Genomic DNA, 14,163 nt, shown 5'->3' on the forward strand with positions numbered 1-14,163 from the left:
AATGGGTTAGCTACATCAGGTAGGTTTAAATAAAAATCCCTGCCGTAGGTTAAGCGGCAGGGGAAGGTAGTATAGATTAGTAAAGGTTTGTTCAGGTGCGTCAGCAAAGGAAAGGTTTGAGCAGGGTTAAACTATAAGTATAATCTTGTTCGGTTTCCTTGCTTAGCTCAGATGATAAGTTTAGGCAATAACATTTATGATAGATTCAGAGAAGCGCTCCATTTCTTCGATCTGAGGGCTGCATTGTAACAGGAAAAAGTCTACACCAACAGCCTCAAATTCGGCGATGCGGTCCTGCACCTGGGCTGGCGTACCTACCAGCCCGGAACGTAGTCCCCTGTTTGAAACAGAATAATCCTGCAGGGTAAGCTGGCGCTCCAGTTGCGTGCCTGATACCCACTGCTCCAGGTTTTTAAACCCGGCTGCAGATTCCTTTACATTGGTAATGCGATCAAATTCCTTTTTCACTTCCTGGTCTGAGTCGCGAACTATACTATAAGCTGCCACACCAAACTTCATAGGTGGTAACCCTAGGGCATCGCGTCGGCGTTTCATATCCTCAATGCGCTTGCCTATCAGCTCAGGAGAATCGCCATGCATTACATAACCATCGCATTGCGTGCTTATCAGGGTCTTGGCCGCTTCCGACTCACCTCCGGCATATATAAATGGCTTTTTCTTTGGCTTTGGCTGTAACACATTGTTCTCTACCTGATAGTATTTACCCTGGTAAGAGAAATGATCCTGCTCCCATACATTGGTTACAATATCCAGCCACTCTTTTGTGCGGGCATAGCGGTCATCATGCTCTTCAAAGTGAAGGCCATACTTAGTTGCTTCATCCTTCCACCACGACGACACCACATTTAACGAAAGCCTGTCGCCACTGATCCGGGCAATGTTGGCAGCTTGTTTGGCAAGTATAGCCGGGTTATGGAACGTAGGGCGCACAGCCACCATTATCTCCAGTTTTTCGGTAACTGCCGCCAGTGCCGCAGCCGTAGACCATGCCTCAAGAGAGGGAGCCTGCTCTCCTTTAATATCGTTCAGGAACAACTCAGCGATAAGAGAAAGACTATAGCCCCAGTCTTCGCTGCGTTGTGCCAGCTTTTTTACATAGTCCCAGTCCGGGGCCATGCTTTCCTCTTCCACGTTGCGCAGCCAGCCGCCGAAAACCGGTAACCAATATCCGAATTCCATGCCTATACCTCCTCTCTCTTTAATTGTGCTTTTGCCTCTAAAAAGTCTACCAGCTTAGCATGCGGATTAAACCCGATCACGTTAACAGCATCAGCCACAAAGTTCGAAAGGGCATTTATATCATAATAGTAAATCTGTCCGTCACGGTCGTCGATGGTATATTCTATACCGCCAACATCTATACCTGATTCCTGCACAATGCGCTCAATAGCATCTATCACTCCCTGTGGTGGTGTAAATCCTTCCACTCTCATACCGTTCTTAGGTGCATCAATAGCGCAGGCGTTTCTTACCAGTTCTTTACCGTTGGTAGTCTGGCAAATGTCTGCAGGACACAGGTTAAAGCTTTCTCCTGAAGTATAAACTTTAATAGCATACAGGTATTTGCCGCCTAAGGTCTCCACACGATTTATATGGCCGCCACGCGCAGGTATAAATTCCTGTACCAGTGCGGTATGGTCTATACCTAGTTCTACCTGGCCAGAGGCAACAGCTAATGCCAGCTCTTCCGGAGAATTGAAACGTATAATGCCAGCACCGCTTCCGCCAATGTTCGCTTTTACAACGATTGGGTAACGCAATCCTTCTGTAGCTTTAACTGCCTGCGAGGCATGGTTAATGACACGGGATTTAGGATAAGGAAGTCCGAGTCTTTCCAGCAACGATAACTGCAGCGCCTTGGAAGTTTCATATTGGAAAGCTTTATAGCCGTTGATCACGGTTACACCTTTAGCCTCTAAATGAGCAAGCAGATTAAGTGTATAGAATATGCCCTGCTCGTTGTTACGCAGGTAAGCAGAGGGGCTCATGCGGTTAAAGAAAAGGCTATAGTTCTGCTCCGCTGATGCCAGGTCATAGGTATGTTCTGCTGCGTTCAGGCGTGTGTATGCAATGCCGCGGACATCCAATTCATTAAATAAAGGACGGAACCACTCCTGGTGTTCATGGAAAATTGCAAATGGTTTTTCAGATGATAAAGTTGACATAAGATTCTCTGTAAAAATTAAAATTGAAAGTATAGGTATAGCTCACCTGCAAAGGCAGAGCTTTTGAATGTAAGGGAGGCAGGCAAAAACAAGTCCTTCAGGTACTGAAAGCTTTAGACAAAGCAAACCTTCGCCTTATTTGCTTTAAGCGCAAAAGGTTAATATGCCTGGCGGCTGCGTACGTAATGTGTTATAGTTTACCTAAAAGAAAGTATAGGCAACAGAATGCGCAGCTGGTTTAGCAACAACAGCAGCAACAACAAGTAGAAATAGTATTCGGAAGAGATAAACCGAAAGAAGATAAAGTGCTTTTCTGCAATAAAGAACCGATAAGGTTATTTGTTGTGATTTTCATGATTGATAATTTATATCCCCTAAATTTTTTAGGCAGGAATTAGCACCTGGTTTGATAACTGGTTGCTAGAAGTTCATAGAGCCTGTTCTCTCCCTTCTTCTTTATAAATCAAATACTGTGTAGGTATATTGACTTTACACTGCAAAGCTGCATGCAGAATTTTGGAATTGCAAATATTTCAGCAAAAAAATGTACGTACATCGGTTAAACTACTGCCATTTATCCCTGTTATACTTTAAACCTGTGGTTGCTTTATGATGTGTTCAGCAGTATTTCAGTCTCTCAACAAGCTGTTCGGACAACAAACCATACAGGTTAACTGGCGTAATACCAGATATTATTGAGTTACCTGGTACAGGTTAAACTTCTGCTCTCTTACTATACTAAACTATTGCACAGGCTACCAGCATAGGTTTTGTTTGTCTGATTAATCAAAGTTTCAGTTTACTTAAGTTATAGCACCTATGGCTATTGCAATTATCGGAGGAGGCTTAAGCGGCACATTAACGGCTATTCACCTGCTTCACAACGCTACATGTAACACCACCATTAACCTGATAGACCAGGACAGGTATAGGATGAACCGCGGAATTGCCTATTCCAGCCAATTAACGTTTCAACCTTTAAATGTTCCTGCTTCGGCTATGAGTCTGTTTCCGGAACATCCTCTCGATTTTTTCTATTGGCTCGAAGCACAACAGCATCGTTATGAAAAGCATTTAAAGCACCCTGTCAGTAAAGATGACTTTATACCTCGTTTTATTTTCGGGGACTACCTTAAAGCCCGGTTGCAGGAAGCAAAAATGAAGGCCCACCCAAGTATAAACTTTGTAGAAGTATATGACGAGGCTATTTCAGTAAAGAGGAAGGCCAATTGCTTCCAGGTAGATTTTCGTGATCATGAATCTATAAAAGCAGATAAAGTGGTGTTGGCTCTCGGCAACTTTCCACCAGCCCAGCTCCCCATACCTGATGCTGCATTTTATCAAAGCAGTAAATATGTTGCTTCTCCCTGGGCTGCAAAAGGGCTGGCAGATTTGCCTGTTGATGCCTCCTTATTACTGATTGGTTCCAGCCTGACAATGGTAGACTTAGTTGGTAGTCTTAAAGCACAGGGCCATAAAGGGAAAATTTATGTTATCTCTCGTCACGGACTACTGCCTCAGCCATTTGATGTATATACGCCTTCTTATCATAAGCTGAACCTTCCCATTCATTCAGACTTGTCTGTAATAGCATTATTCCGTTTTTTCAGGAAGGAGATAAAGAAAGCAGAAGAACAAGGCTATACCTGGAGAAGCGTACTGGATGCCATGCGTCCTGATATACCTGCTATCTGGCAGGCTTTACCATTAACTGAGAAAAAGCGGTTTCTCCGTCATGTACGACCTTACTGGGAAACACATCGCCACCGCATGCCTGCCAGTTCAGCAACTCTGATAAACGGTTTACAACAACAAGGGCAGTTAGAAGTGATCGCTGCTACTATCCTAAACATGGTGGATGAAGGGGAACATGCCTGTATCACCCTTAAAAAAAGAAAGTATACTGCTACCTCTCAAATAAAAGTGAGCCGGGTAATCAATTGTACCGGTCCTCAATCCGACTTCACTAAGATTCAGATGCCATTGGTTCAGCAACTGCTTGAGGAAGGCCTTATAAAACCGGATCAATTAAAGCTGGGCTTAGAAACAGCTCCTGATGGCACGCTAATAGGTGAACAAGGAACACCCATAGATGGACTTTATACTTTAGGACCGCCCCGAAAAGCTACTCTTTATGAATCAACTGCTTTGCGGGAGATAAGAGAACAGGCAAAGGAACTGGCAAATGTAATACTGCCATCGCCACTTACGCAGCTTTCGGAAGCATAGCTACTCTGGTTGCTCTTCCCGGGTACAGCTCCTGAAGCTAATGTATTGTATAGCAGCCTTTATCTCGGCTTCAGGAAATGTGCTATCAAGCGGTATTTATATTTATAGTTAGCTTTTAATCCGCTTATTTATAAAGAAATAGTTACCCCGGTAAATCCGGTTGCAGGTCTGCCCCGTTTGTATTGTCCATTTAAACTGTGAGACTATGCAACTAACCAACATTTTATTATTTCTAGGCGGACTCGGAGGCACAGAAGTAGTGTTGATCGTACTGGCTATACTTCTATTTTTTGGTGCTAAACGCATCCCTGAACTGGCAAAAGGTCTCGGACGTGGTATCCGGGAATTTAAAGATGCCTCCAAAGATATTAAAGAAGATTTCGAAAACTCAGTTTCTGATCATACCCCTCCAGCAAGAGAGTCGGAAACCAGGCTAAGAGCTTAATGCAACAAAGCCCACTATGTATAGTGGGCTTTGTTGCTTTTATACTTCTGAAATAGCCCCGGTAATATCTTTTTTTCGCTTGCCTAAATCCGGTTCTATTACCGGTGTCGTAGGTCTTGCAATGCTACCGGATAAGGGCTTTATCAGTGGCAGTTCAAAACCAGTTTACAATATGTTTTAAAATTATGGAAAAACTACAAGACACCTCTACTGAGAAAGACGCCGGCATAAAAAGGGCATTAGTGGCACCCATGCAGCGCCGTATGTTTATGCGATATGCCGGGGCTACAGCCGCACTCACAACCCTGCTTTTTGCTACCTCCTCCTGCGACGAAGACGGAGACGATATGCCCATGGATCCTAACACAGTTGACCTGGGCTCCGGTGATACAGGTATCCTTAACTATGCCTATGCGCTGGAACAACTGGAGGCTGCTTTTTACTCAGAAGTTGTAGCAAAATCTTTAGGCTTATTTAATCAGACGGAACAGCAGATAATGCAGGACCTGATGGGACATGAAAACATTCATAAAGACTTCCTGAAGGCAGCACTTGGCTCCGCTGCTATACCTGACCTGGAAGTAAACTTCAGCTCAATTAACTTCTCTGATAAAAACAGCATTTTAACAACTGCTAAAACATTTGAAGACCTTGGTGTAGCTGCTTATAATGGCGCTGGCAAGTTCCTGGAAAATGCTGGTTTCCTGACGCTGGCAGGTAAAATTGTATCTGTAGAAGCACGCCACGCCGCTGTTATCCGCGACCTGATCTCGAACGGCACCTTCTCCGATTCCGCCAACAACCAGGGCCTCGACCCTGCCATGATGCCAGCAGATGTACTCTCAGCTGCTTCTGCGTTCATCAAAACAAAAATTTCTGCTAACAATTTACCTAAATAAGCCTCGCCATGAACATATTTAAAATTATAGAAGACATAGAGAAAGTTGATCCGGAAGTATACAACAGACTTGACTCGCGCCGGAGTGCTTTTAAGGGTTTAGGTTCCATTGGTAAAAAGGCTGCGCTTTCAGCTATACCATTAGCACTTGGCTCGGTATTTCAAAAAGCATATGGGCAGAGCAACGGCATCGTGCTGGAAGTGCTGAATTTTGCGCTGAAGTTGGAGTACCTGGAGCGAAACTTTTATACACAGGCATTAGCTGCTAATGGGCTGATACCGGAAGGCGCGCCTAAAGGTGCCATCCAGAAGATTCAGATGCACGAGGCTGCACACGTTGAATTGCTAAAAACTACTATCCAAAGCCTGAACGGTACACCTATAAGTGAGCCAACTTTTAACTTTGGTAAAAACTTCCCTGACTGGAACACCAATTACCAGACCTTCCTTACTCTGGCTCAGGCTTTTGAAGATACAGGAGTACGAGCCTACAAAGGACAGGCTGCTAATCTGATCAATAATGATGCTGTGCTAACGGCAGCCCTGCAGATACACTCAGTAGAGGCGCGCCATGCAGCCCACATACGTCGCATGCGAAACAATGCCGGCTGGATAATTGGAGATGGCACTAACAGTAATGTGCCGGCGGGTGCGCAGCCGGTTTATGCAGGAGAAGGTAATCTTGCCCAGGGTGGCATTAACGACATCTCTGCTCTTGGAGAGGGTTATTCAGCAGAGATTGCTTCCGGCGCTTTTGATGAGCCACTTACCAAAGAGCAGGTAGCAACTATAGTTTCATTATTCGAATAGCCAGCTAAAAACAGGAACTGTTATTTTTCAATAATTCTATATACCCCGAATTAAGGAGCTGCTTCTGGTAGCTCTTTTTTTATTTCAGGCCAACTGCTATGTTAAGTATAGTACCAGTTAAACCTGTATAATTTTAAACTTTTTAACCCCGTAACAGTTTGGAAATTAATTTGGGTAAAGACGATACAATATATAATTAACTAAATATTTAGTATCTTTCGGATACCCTTGTATTTTCATATACTAAGGTGAATTAATTGGCGAATCAACAACAACCTATACTTAAGCTTAGCGAGGAAGAGCTGGTAGCACGTTTACGTGCTCGTGATACTTCGGCTATGTCTGTGCTGTACGATATGTATAGTGCTACGCTTTATGGTGTTGTATTGCAGATAGTGAAGATAGAAGAAACAGCGGAGGATGTGCTGCAGGAAGCATTTGTAAAGATCTGGAACTCATTTGAGAGCTACGATACATCAAAAGGAAGGCTATTTACCTGGATGATAAATATCTGCAGGAACCAGGCTATTGATACAATCCGATCAAAGCAGCACCGCGTAAATAATAAAACGGAAGATATAGAGACGGGTGCACGTCTGGCCTTTTCAGCAGACGATTTCAAGCCGGAACATATCGGAGTACGGGACATGGTAGAAAACCTGAACCCTGAACAAAAGCAGGTAATTGACCTGATGTACTTCAAGGGGCTGTCACAGAGCGAAATTGCTGAAGCTTACAACATTCCGTTGGGAACAGTAAAAACCAGGGCGCGCAGCGCAGTAAAATTATTATCAAGATTTTTTAAAGGCCGTGCATAACGAAGACTACATAGCATCTGGAATTCTGGAGCTGTATGCAGCCGGAGGATTAACCCAGGCAGAACGGGAAGAAGTAGAACAACGTGCTGCTGCTTCTCCTGAAATTCGTTTGGCACTGGAAGAAGCCTGTGCAACCATGGAAGCCTATGCAACGCTTTATGCCGTACAGCCAAGACCTGAACTGAAAGACAGAATCATGCAGCAGTTTGCTACTCCTGCACAGGAAAATAATGTTATAGCTGAAGAAGAAACACCTGTACATCCGCTGGTATACCCTGGAGATGAGAAAGAAGCATCTGCTTATAAATGGATGTTTGCGGCAAGTATAGTTTTGTTCCTGTTATCAGGCTGGTTAAGCTTTCATTTTTATAACAAATGGCAGGAGGCTGAGCAGCGATTAGCGGGTGTTATTGCCTCAGAACAGCAGCTTGCACGCAATTTCAGGCAAACATCGCAACAATTTAAACAACAGGAAGAAACACTGGCTATCCTTCGGAACCCCGCTTATAAACAGGTACTTCTAAAAGGTGTAGCAGCACACCCGGAAGCTGAAATGAAAGTTTACTGGAATGCAGCGCAGCAAAAAGTATATGTGGATGCAGTAAGCTTGCCAGCACCGCCTACCGGCAAACAATACCAGTTATGGGCTCTTAAAGATGGCAAACCGATAGATGCCGGCATGATTGAAGTTTCAGATGACAAGGCAGGCATGCAACAGATGAAAAACATCGGTGCGGCCCAGGCCTTTGCTGTTACGTTAGAACCTACAGGCGGCAGCGCCTCGCCAACACTCGAGCAACTTACCGTTATGGGAAATATTGATTCCTGATGGTTTAAACTCTTTAAAGTCAAGTATAAAAGCCAATCTGTTTTAACCGGAGCGGCTTTTTCAGCTCTCTATTAAACCGGCAAAGCGGCACAAGTATGTAGAAGAAGGAAGTAACATAGGTAGTGCTACCTTACTGGTTGCCATACTTTAGAAGAAGTATAAAATTAAGCTAGCAAGTATAGATCAGCAGGAAATCAAATTAAAACTCTTACAGAATATCAATCTAATTTCATTCCGTTTGCTTAGGTGTTCCTGAATTTACGTTATTTGCTGAACGAAAAACCCATCTTGTAAATAACAGGCCGCAGGGTAACTATATTGGCAGGAAACGGGTAAAAACAACTTTTCTTAAAACAGAAAGCACATAATGGCTTCAGGACTTCTTGCTCTTTTAGATGACGTGTCTGCACTTGTAAAAGTTAGTGCGGCAAGCTTGGATGATGTTCCCACGCAGGTGGCAAAAACTTCAGGTAAAGTATCCGGTATTGTAATTGATGATACTGCCGTAACGCCTAAGTATGTAGTAGGACTTGATCCATCGCGCGAGCTTTCGATCATCTATCACATCGCCAAAAAATCATTGATCAATAAATTGCTTTTGCTAAGCCCGGCAGCTATTGTACTTGGTTTGTTTGCTCCGTGGGCAATCTCACCTATACTTATGCTGGGCGGTGCCTTCCTGTGTTTTGAAGGATATGAAAAGGTGCATTCGATGTTCAGTAAGCACCACACCGACGACAAGGGCAGCCCAACCACCGAAACCGAAACTATAACCCCCGAAGAACTGGAAAAGGAAAGAATAAAAGGAGCCGTGCGCACCGACCTGATCCTATCCGCAGAGATAGTTGCGATTACCTATGCTACCGTAGCAGACAAACCACTTGTTACGCAGATTGCCGTGATGCTGGCCGTTGCTATTTTTATTACGATAGCCGTTTATGGGTTTGTAGGTTTAATTGTGAAAGCCGATGATATAGGGCTGCACATGGCCAAAGAAAAACATCACCAGCAGGTAAGGAACATCGGGCACGGTATTGTTAAGTTCATGCCTCATTTTTTAAAGATACTCAGTTATGTTGGTACGGCAGCCATGTTATGGGTTGGAGCAGAGATCATTGCACATGGCATTCCTTTTACAGCGCATGCACTTCATGATTTAGAGGTATCTTTGGCTCATTTACCGGCACTTGCCTGGTTGGCAAAGGTTATCATCTGCGCCATCGGAGGCTTGATCTTGGGGGCAATAATTGAAAAGATCGTAGTGCTCGTACGCAAAGTCATCAAGAAGTAATCACACCTCTTAAATTCATGATCCGATTCCGGTAAACATAGCTAAGAGCAAATAATTCTAACATAAAAAGCCCGCTTATTATACTTAATAAGCGGGCTTTTTATGTTAGCAGATCAGAAGTGTTTCAAGCAGGTCAAAGCAGTCTTGCCATATTTCTTCTGTTCCATTCTACCCGCTTGTATTTGTAACGTATCAAACATTTACCTAAACAATGTAATTAACCTGCCCAACCTGAAAGTATAAGCTGTTGATGGATAAAATACTGGTAGTGCTTACCTATTTTCTGGCCATAGTAACCGTTTTACCACTATGGCGGCACGATGCCTGGTGGGTGCGCGGGCTTGACTTTCCCAGGTTTCAGTTTATGCTGGCTGCATTGTTTATGTTTGTAGCAGAGGCTATTGTGCTGGACTTTTCCCGCTTTGATTCCTGGTTGATGCTTGGTATTGCACTTGGCTCTTTCTGTTTCCATTGTGGTTGGATACTCCCCTACACCAGACTTTTCCCGGTTGAAGTAAAAACCGCCAAGCACAGAGAACCCGAAAACCTTATCCGCATTTTAACAGCTAATGTGCTTATGCCTAACCGCAATGCTGACGGCCTGCTGCACCTGGTTAAGAAACACCAACCCGATGTGCTGGTTGCCCTGGAAACAAACCTATGGTGGGAAGAACAACTGCGTGTGCTGGAAAACGAGTATAGGTATACAATAAAGTGCCCTTTAGAGAACAAGTATGGCATGCATGTCTATTCCAGGCTACAATTAGAGGATGCGGCCATACAATACTTGGTGGAGCCGGATGTTCCCTCGATGCATGCGTTAGTGGTACTGCGTTCTTCTAAAAAAGTACGGGTTCATTTTTTGCATCCTGCCCCACCAAGCCCCACCGAGAACTTAGCTTCTTCGGAGCGGGATGCAGAACTCCTGGTAGTTGCAAAAAGTGTTTCTGATGAGCTTTCACCGATTATAGTTACCGGCGATCTGAATGATGTTGCCTGGTCTTCGACAACACGCCTTTTCAGGAAAATAAGTGGTTTGCTGGACCCACGTATCGGGCGCGGTATGTTCAACACTTTCCATGCTGATATATTGATTGCACGCTGGCCGCTCGATCACCTCTTCCATAGCGAACATTTTACACTGGCCCATATTGAAAGGCTTCCATACTTCGGCTCAGACCACTTCCCTATGCTGGTAGAGCTGGAATATGACGAAACCCACGGAGCAGACCAGCAGGGACTACTGGCAGAGCAAGAAGACCACGAATGGGCTGAGCGTAAAATGGATGAACATGAAGTGGAAGAATCGGATGTGCATGAGCCTGGCAAACGAAAATTTTAACTATAAGCCTGTTGCCTGTAAGCTGCTGCTGCCTGGTTTTCTTTTATACTTTAGTTGGCTGACCTTTTACCTGATAAATCTTCAATCTCAAGAATCAATCTTAAAGACACACTAATGGAAAAACATACCAGTGACAACAAACCGAATGCACCCATCCAAAGTCCTTTTGCTCAGACATTCTTCCACGGCACAAAGGCTGAACTTAAGATAGGTGACTTTGTAGAAGTTGGTCTTAATTCAAACTATGGGCAACAGCGAAAAGCAAAGTATATCTATCTGACAGCCACTTTAGATGCTGCTATTTGGGGAGCTGAACTTGCATTAGGCGAAGGACGTGAAAGAATATACTTAGTAGAACCAACAGGCCCGATTGAAGATGATCCCAACTTAACTGACAAGAAATTTCCAGGTAATCCAACAAAATCATACCGCTCAAAACATCCATTTAAAGTTGTTGGTGAAATTACTATATGGCAGGGACACTCACCGGAACAAGTTAAAGCAATGAAAGACAGATTAGCAAAGCTTAATGAACAAGGTATTGAGGCAATAGAGGATTAAGCTGGCAAAATTGATAAAAAAAATGAACTGTTAAAATGGGCCTTACCTTACTCAGGAAAGTGCCTGTGGTGACGGGTTACTTGCTGGTTTGGATTTATCTTCCGGCAAAGGCACATACTCTAAGTTATCTGTAGGCGGTAGAAGTATTCTGCCGGCTTTCCAGTCTGCTTTGGCTTGTTCTATCCTGTCTTTCCTGGACGATACAAAATTCCACCAGATGTGCCTTTCCCCAAGCGGCTCGCCGCCGAGCAACATGAGCGTAGCGGGTTCTTTAGCAAGTATAACCGGGTCAGCATTCTTATTAAAAACCAGCATCTGCCCTACAGTATAAATACTCCCTGAAACTTCTATACTTCCTTTAGCCACATAAATTCCACGTTCGGTATGTTCTTTGGGCAGGGTTAAACGTGCACCTTTCTCTACTACCACATGCAGGTAAAACAACGGTGAATGGGTTTTAACGTCATTTCTTAAACCATAAGCATCACCAGCTATTAGTCGCATCCAGATGCCGGTATCGGTATAAACAGGTAGTTGCTCCGGTTTATAGTTGTTGAAGGCAGGAGCAACTTCTTCATCTTTCTCTGGCAGCGCCACCCATGTCTGGATCATCTCCAGGTTGCCGCCTGCCAACGATGCCGGGTCTTCGAAGCGTTCGGAGTGTGCAATGCCGCTGCCGGCTGTCATCCAGTTAACCTCTCCCGGACGAATGACCTGCTCCACTCCCAGGCTATCGCGGTGCGTAACCTGCCCGCCAAACAAGTAACTGACCGTCGACAAGCCAATATGCGGATGCGGCAGTACATCCATCGAATGGGTTAGTTCAGGCGCTACATGTACCGGGCCAGCATGATCCATAAATATAAAGGGACCTACCATACGGCGCAGGCGGAAAGGCAGGATCCGACGTACGTTCATGCCCGGTGCAAGTGCGGCCTGGCGTGCTTCAATAACTATATCCAGCATACTTGACTTATTATAAAGTTGATGTTCTATACTTCTATTTTACGTAAGCCGAAGCCTGATTCAGTTGCTCCATATCAGATGGCGTTAGTTTAACTTGAGTAGCTTCTGTAAATGCCTGCAGGTGCTTGCTTTTAGTGGCGCTGGCAATAGGCGCTGTTACAGCCGGGTTATTTACCAGCCATGCCAACGCTACTCCGGCCTGCGAGATCTGGTGTCTGGCGGCAACATCATCTAAAGCGGCAAGTATACGTTTTCCTCTTTCATCAAGGTATTTTTGTACGCCGCCTCCACGAACGCTTTTGTTCAGATCTGCTTCAGTTCTATACTTGCCCGTCAGGAAGCCGCTGGCCAACGAGTAATATGTGATCACGCCCAAACCTTCTTCTTTACAAATGGGTCCTATGCCTTCTTCAAATGCTTGTCGGGCATAAAGGTTATACTCTGGCTGAAAGACCTCATAGCGGGGCAGCCCCTGTTTTTTGCTTGCTTCCAGTGAGTTTCTTAACCGCTGTGGCGACAGGTTTGATGCGCCGATATACTTTACCTTACCTGACTCTATCAGCTTCTGGTAGGCACCCAGCGTTTCTTCTACAGGCGTATCATCATCATCCCAGTGGGTTAAGTATAAATCGATCTGCTCCACCTGCAATCTTTTTAAAGAATCCTCGGCTGCCTTTAAAATATGTTTTTCGGAAATGTCTTTATGCCCCTGCCCCATATCGGAGCCTACTTTGGTAATTATAGTTACATCGTTATAGTTACCGCGCTCTTTCATCCATTTACCGATGATCGTCTCTGATTCACCGCCTTGGTTACCCGGAGCCCAGCGCGAATAAGCATCAGCTGTATCGATGGTGTTAAAACCTAAACTTACAAATTCATCCAGCACCGCAAATGATTCTTTCTCATTCAGGGTCCAGCCAAATACGTTACCTCCCAACACAATGGGCGCTGTATATAGATCGGTATTGCCTAATCGTCTCTTTTCCATGCTAGCTTTGTTTTCGTGTGGTTAACTACGCTGAGTCAGGAATGTTTACGCAACTACCCGGCTTCAGATATCTGGCAAGTATAAACTGTTTTAGAAAAGATCAGGGACGTGAACGGTAGCCCAGGCCCAGGAGTGTGTGTAATGCAAGGTTAGGCACTTTAGCTACGCCACCACCTGCCAGCGGCATTTGCGCCCAGGCGGCAGTTATCTTGGCTTCCGGCCGTACAAACCAATGCTCCCCTATTTTTAACCGGGGCCCTACAGCTGCCTGCAGGCAAACGCCTGAAATGTGATAGCCACCTCCAAGCAAACTGCGCACAGGGTTAATTGCTTTGCCACGTATCCTGCCTTCGGGGTGAGCAATAACCATCCCCAGGCCTATCTTAAAAATGGCAGGTGAACTGGCTACAGAAAAGTCTCTGTTGATCATGGCCAGGTTATAGCCATGCGATACTTCAAAATGCTCGATCTCTGGGGGCGGGTTTTGCAGGTATAATTTATGGTGCACCAGCTCGGCACTCCATTGTCGGTAGCCCATGCGGTAAGCATAATAAGGCGCACCTCTCCAGGGGCGGGTCCGGTAGCGGGCTGTAAACTGAATGGGAGCTTCTCCGGGTTGCTCTATACGCAAGCGCATCGGCAGGCTCCAGGCGGTACCGGCAAATACTTCCGCTGTTAATTCTTGGGCATAAAGGGTGTGCTTGCTGCTTGCCAGTAGTAAGAGAAACAACAGGAAACTATACCGATATGCTTTACTCCTTCTCATCCGTTCAGTGAATTAAGGATGCAGGTGCCAG

At 44.9% G+C, this 14,163-nt stretch carries 14 protein-coding genes and 1 riboswitch; of the genes, 9 read left to right on the top strand and 5 right to left on the bottom strand.

Going from position 1 to position 14,163, the window contains the following annotated elements; translation table 11 throughout:
- Positions 1–180 precede the first annotated feature (180 nt).
- Together MJ612_RS06440 and MJ612_RS06445 are read right to left on the bottom strand one after the other, a co-directional pair.
- Positions 181–1,200 carry an LLM class flavin-dependent oxidoreductase gene (locus tag MJ612_RS06440; protein ID WP_187030564.1) on the bottom strand — a complete coding sequence of 340 codons (1,020 nt, stop codon included), beginning with the start codon at positions 1,198–1,200 and terminating at the stop codon, positions 181–183.
- Between the two features lie 2 nt (positions 1,201–1,202).
- Positions 1,203–2,186, bottom strand: coding sequence for an ATP-grasp domain-containing protein (locus tag MJ612_RS06445; protein WP_187030566.1), 984 nt, complete (start codon positions 2,184–2,186; stop codon positions 1,203–1,205).
- 362 nt (positions 2,187–2,548) lie between these two features.
- Positions 2,549–2,651: riboswitch (SAM riboswitch) on the bottom strand.
- 354 nt (positions 2,652–3,005) lie between these two features.
- Here MJ612_RS06445 and MJ612_RS06450 point away from each other — a divergent pair.
- The 9 genes from MJ612_RS06450 (at position 3,006) to arr (ending at position 11,409) form a co-directional block, all read left to right on the top strand.
- Entirely contained in the window at positions 3,006–4,415 is a 1,410-nt protein-coding gene (locus MJ612_RS06450) for an FAD/NAD(P)-binding protein (protein ID WP_187030568.1), read from the top strand.
- Between the two features lie 205 nt (positions 4,416–4,620).
- Entirely contained in the window at positions 4,621–4,860 is a 240-nt protein-coding gene (locus tag MJ612_RS06455) for a Sec-independent protein translocase subunit TatA/TatB (RefSeq protein WP_187030570.1), read from the top strand.
- A 185-nt stretch (positions 4,861–5,045) separates the two neighbouring features.
- Positions 5,046–5,759, top strand: a complete 714-nt coding sequence (locus MJ612_RS06460; RefSeq protein WP_317233042.1) for a ferritin-like domain-containing protein — start codon at positions 5,046–5,048, stop codon at positions 5,757–5,759.
- 8 nt (positions 5,760–5,767) lie between these two features.
- Complete coding sequence (locus tag MJ612_RS06465) at positions 5,768–6,568, top strand: ferritin-like domain-containing protein (RefSeq protein WP_187030572.1); 801 nt, start codon at positions 5,768–5,770, stop codon at positions 6,566–6,568.
- A gap of 257 nt (positions 6,569–6,825) precedes the next feature.
- Positions 6,826–7,386 carry an RNA polymerase sigma factor gene (locus tag MJ612_RS06470; RefSeq protein ID WP_250419075.1) on the top strand — a complete coding sequence of 187 codons (561 nt, stop codon included), beginning with the start codon at positions 6,826–6,828 and terminating at the stop codon, positions 7,384–7,386.
- Positions 7,379–8,215 (top strand): anti-sigma factor, encoded by an 837-nt coding sequence (locus MJ612_RS06475; protein WP_187030574.1) that lies wholly within the window; start codon positions 7,379–7,381, stop codon positions 8,213–8,215. Before MJ612_RS06470 ends, MJ612_RS06475 begins: the two co-directional genes overlap by 8 nt.
- 367 nt (positions 8,216–8,582) lie before the next feature.
- Positions 8,583–9,506 carry a DUF808 domain-containing protein gene (locus tag MJ612_RS06480; RefSeq protein ID WP_187030576.1) on the top strand — a complete coding sequence of 308 codons (924 nt, stop codon included), beginning with the start codon at positions 8,583–8,585 and terminating at the stop codon, positions 9,504–9,506.
- Between the two features lie 250 nt (positions 9,507–9,756).
- On the top strand, positions 9,757–10,848 hold the full coding sequence (locus MJ612_RS06485) for an endonuclease/exonuclease/phosphatase family protein (protein ID WP_187030578.1): 1,092 nt from the start codon (positions 9,757–9,759) through the stop codon (positions 10,846–10,848).
- A gap of 114 nt (positions 10,849–10,962) precedes the next feature.
- Entirely contained in the window at positions 10,963–11,409 is a 447-nt protein-coding gene (gene arr, locus MJ612_RS06490) for an NAD(+)--rifampin ADP-ribosyltransferase (protein ID WP_187030826.1), read from the top strand.
- 51 nt (positions 11,410–11,460) lie between these two features.
- Here the strand turns inward: arr and MJ612_RS06495 are convergent, their stop codons facing one another.
- From MJ612_RS06495 to MJ612_RS06505, 3 genes are all read right to left on the bottom strand, one after another.
- Complete coding sequence (locus tag MJ612_RS06495) at positions 11,461–12,375, bottom strand: pirin family protein (RefSeq protein ID WP_187030580.1); 915 nt, start codon at positions 12,373–12,375, stop codon at positions 11,461–11,463.
- A 34-nt stretch (positions 12,376–12,409) separates the two neighbouring features.
- Positions 12,410–13,366, bottom strand: a complete 957-nt coding sequence (locus MJ612_RS06500; protein WP_187030582.1) for an aldo/keto reductase — start codon at positions 13,364–13,366, stop codon at positions 12,410–12,412.
- Positions 13,367–13,466: 100 nt separating this feature from the next.
- On the bottom strand, positions 13,467–14,132 hold the full coding sequence (locus tag MJ612_RS06505; RefSeq protein ID WP_187030584.1) for a hypothetical protein: 666 nt from the start codon (positions 14,130–14,132) through the stop codon (positions 13,467–13,469).
- Between the last annotated feature and the right edge of the window lie 31 nt (positions 14,133–14,163).

The sequence above is a fragment of the Pontibacter deserti genome (genome assembly GCF_023630255.1).
Lineage (GTDB): Bacteria > Bacteroidota > Bacteroidia > Cytophagales > Hymenobacteraceae > Pontibacter > Pontibacter deserti.

Bases quoted from the DNA above. Each gene is read 5' to 3' on its own strand.
- MJ612_RS06440 (WP_187030564.1), bottom strand. From the start codon at position 1,200: ATGGAATTCGGATATTGGTTACCGGTTTTCGGCGGCTGGCTGCGCAAC.
- MJ612_RS06445 (WP_187030566.1), bottom strand. From the start codon at position 2,186: ATGTCAACTTTATCATCTGAAAAACCATTTGCAATTTTCCATGAACAC.
- MJ612_RS06450 (WP_187030568.1), top strand. From the start codon at position 3,006: ATGGCTATTGCAATTATCGGAGGAGGCTTAAGCGGCACATTAACGGCT.
- MJ612_RS06455 (WP_187030570.1), top strand. From the start codon at position 4,621: ATGCAACTAACCAACATTTTATTATTTCTAGGCGGACTCGGAGGCACA.
- MJ612_RS06460 (WP_317233042.1), top strand. From the start codon at position 5,046: ATGGAAAAACTACAAGACACCTCTACTGAGAAAGACGCCGGCATAAAA.
- MJ612_RS06465 (WP_187030572.1), top strand. From the start codon at position 5,768: ATGAACATATTTAAAATTATAGAAGACATAGAGAAAGTTGATCCGGAA.
- MJ612_RS06480 (WP_187030576.1), top strand. From the start codon at position 8,583: ATGGCTTCAGGACTTCTTGCTCTTTTAGATGACGTGTCTGCACTTGTA.
- MJ612_RS06485 (WP_187030578.1), top strand. From the start codon at position 9,757: ATGGATAAAATACTGGTAGTGCTTACCTATTTTCTGGCCATAGTAACC.
- arr (WP_187030826.1), top strand. From the start codon at position 10,963: ATGGAAAAACATACCAGTGACAACAAACCGAATGCACCCATCCAAAGT.
- MJ612_RS06495 (WP_187030580.1), bottom strand. From the start codon at position 12,375: ATGCTGGATATAGTTATTGAAGCACGCCAGGCCGCACTTGCACCGGGC.
- MJ612_RS06500 (WP_187030582.1), bottom strand. From the start codon at position 13,366: ATGGAAAAGAGACGATTAGGCAATACCGATCTATATACAGCGCCCATT.
- MJ612_RS06505 (WP_187030584.1), bottom strand. From the start codon at position 14,132: ATGAGAAGGAGTAAAGCATATCGGTATAGTTTCCTGTTGTTTCTCTTA.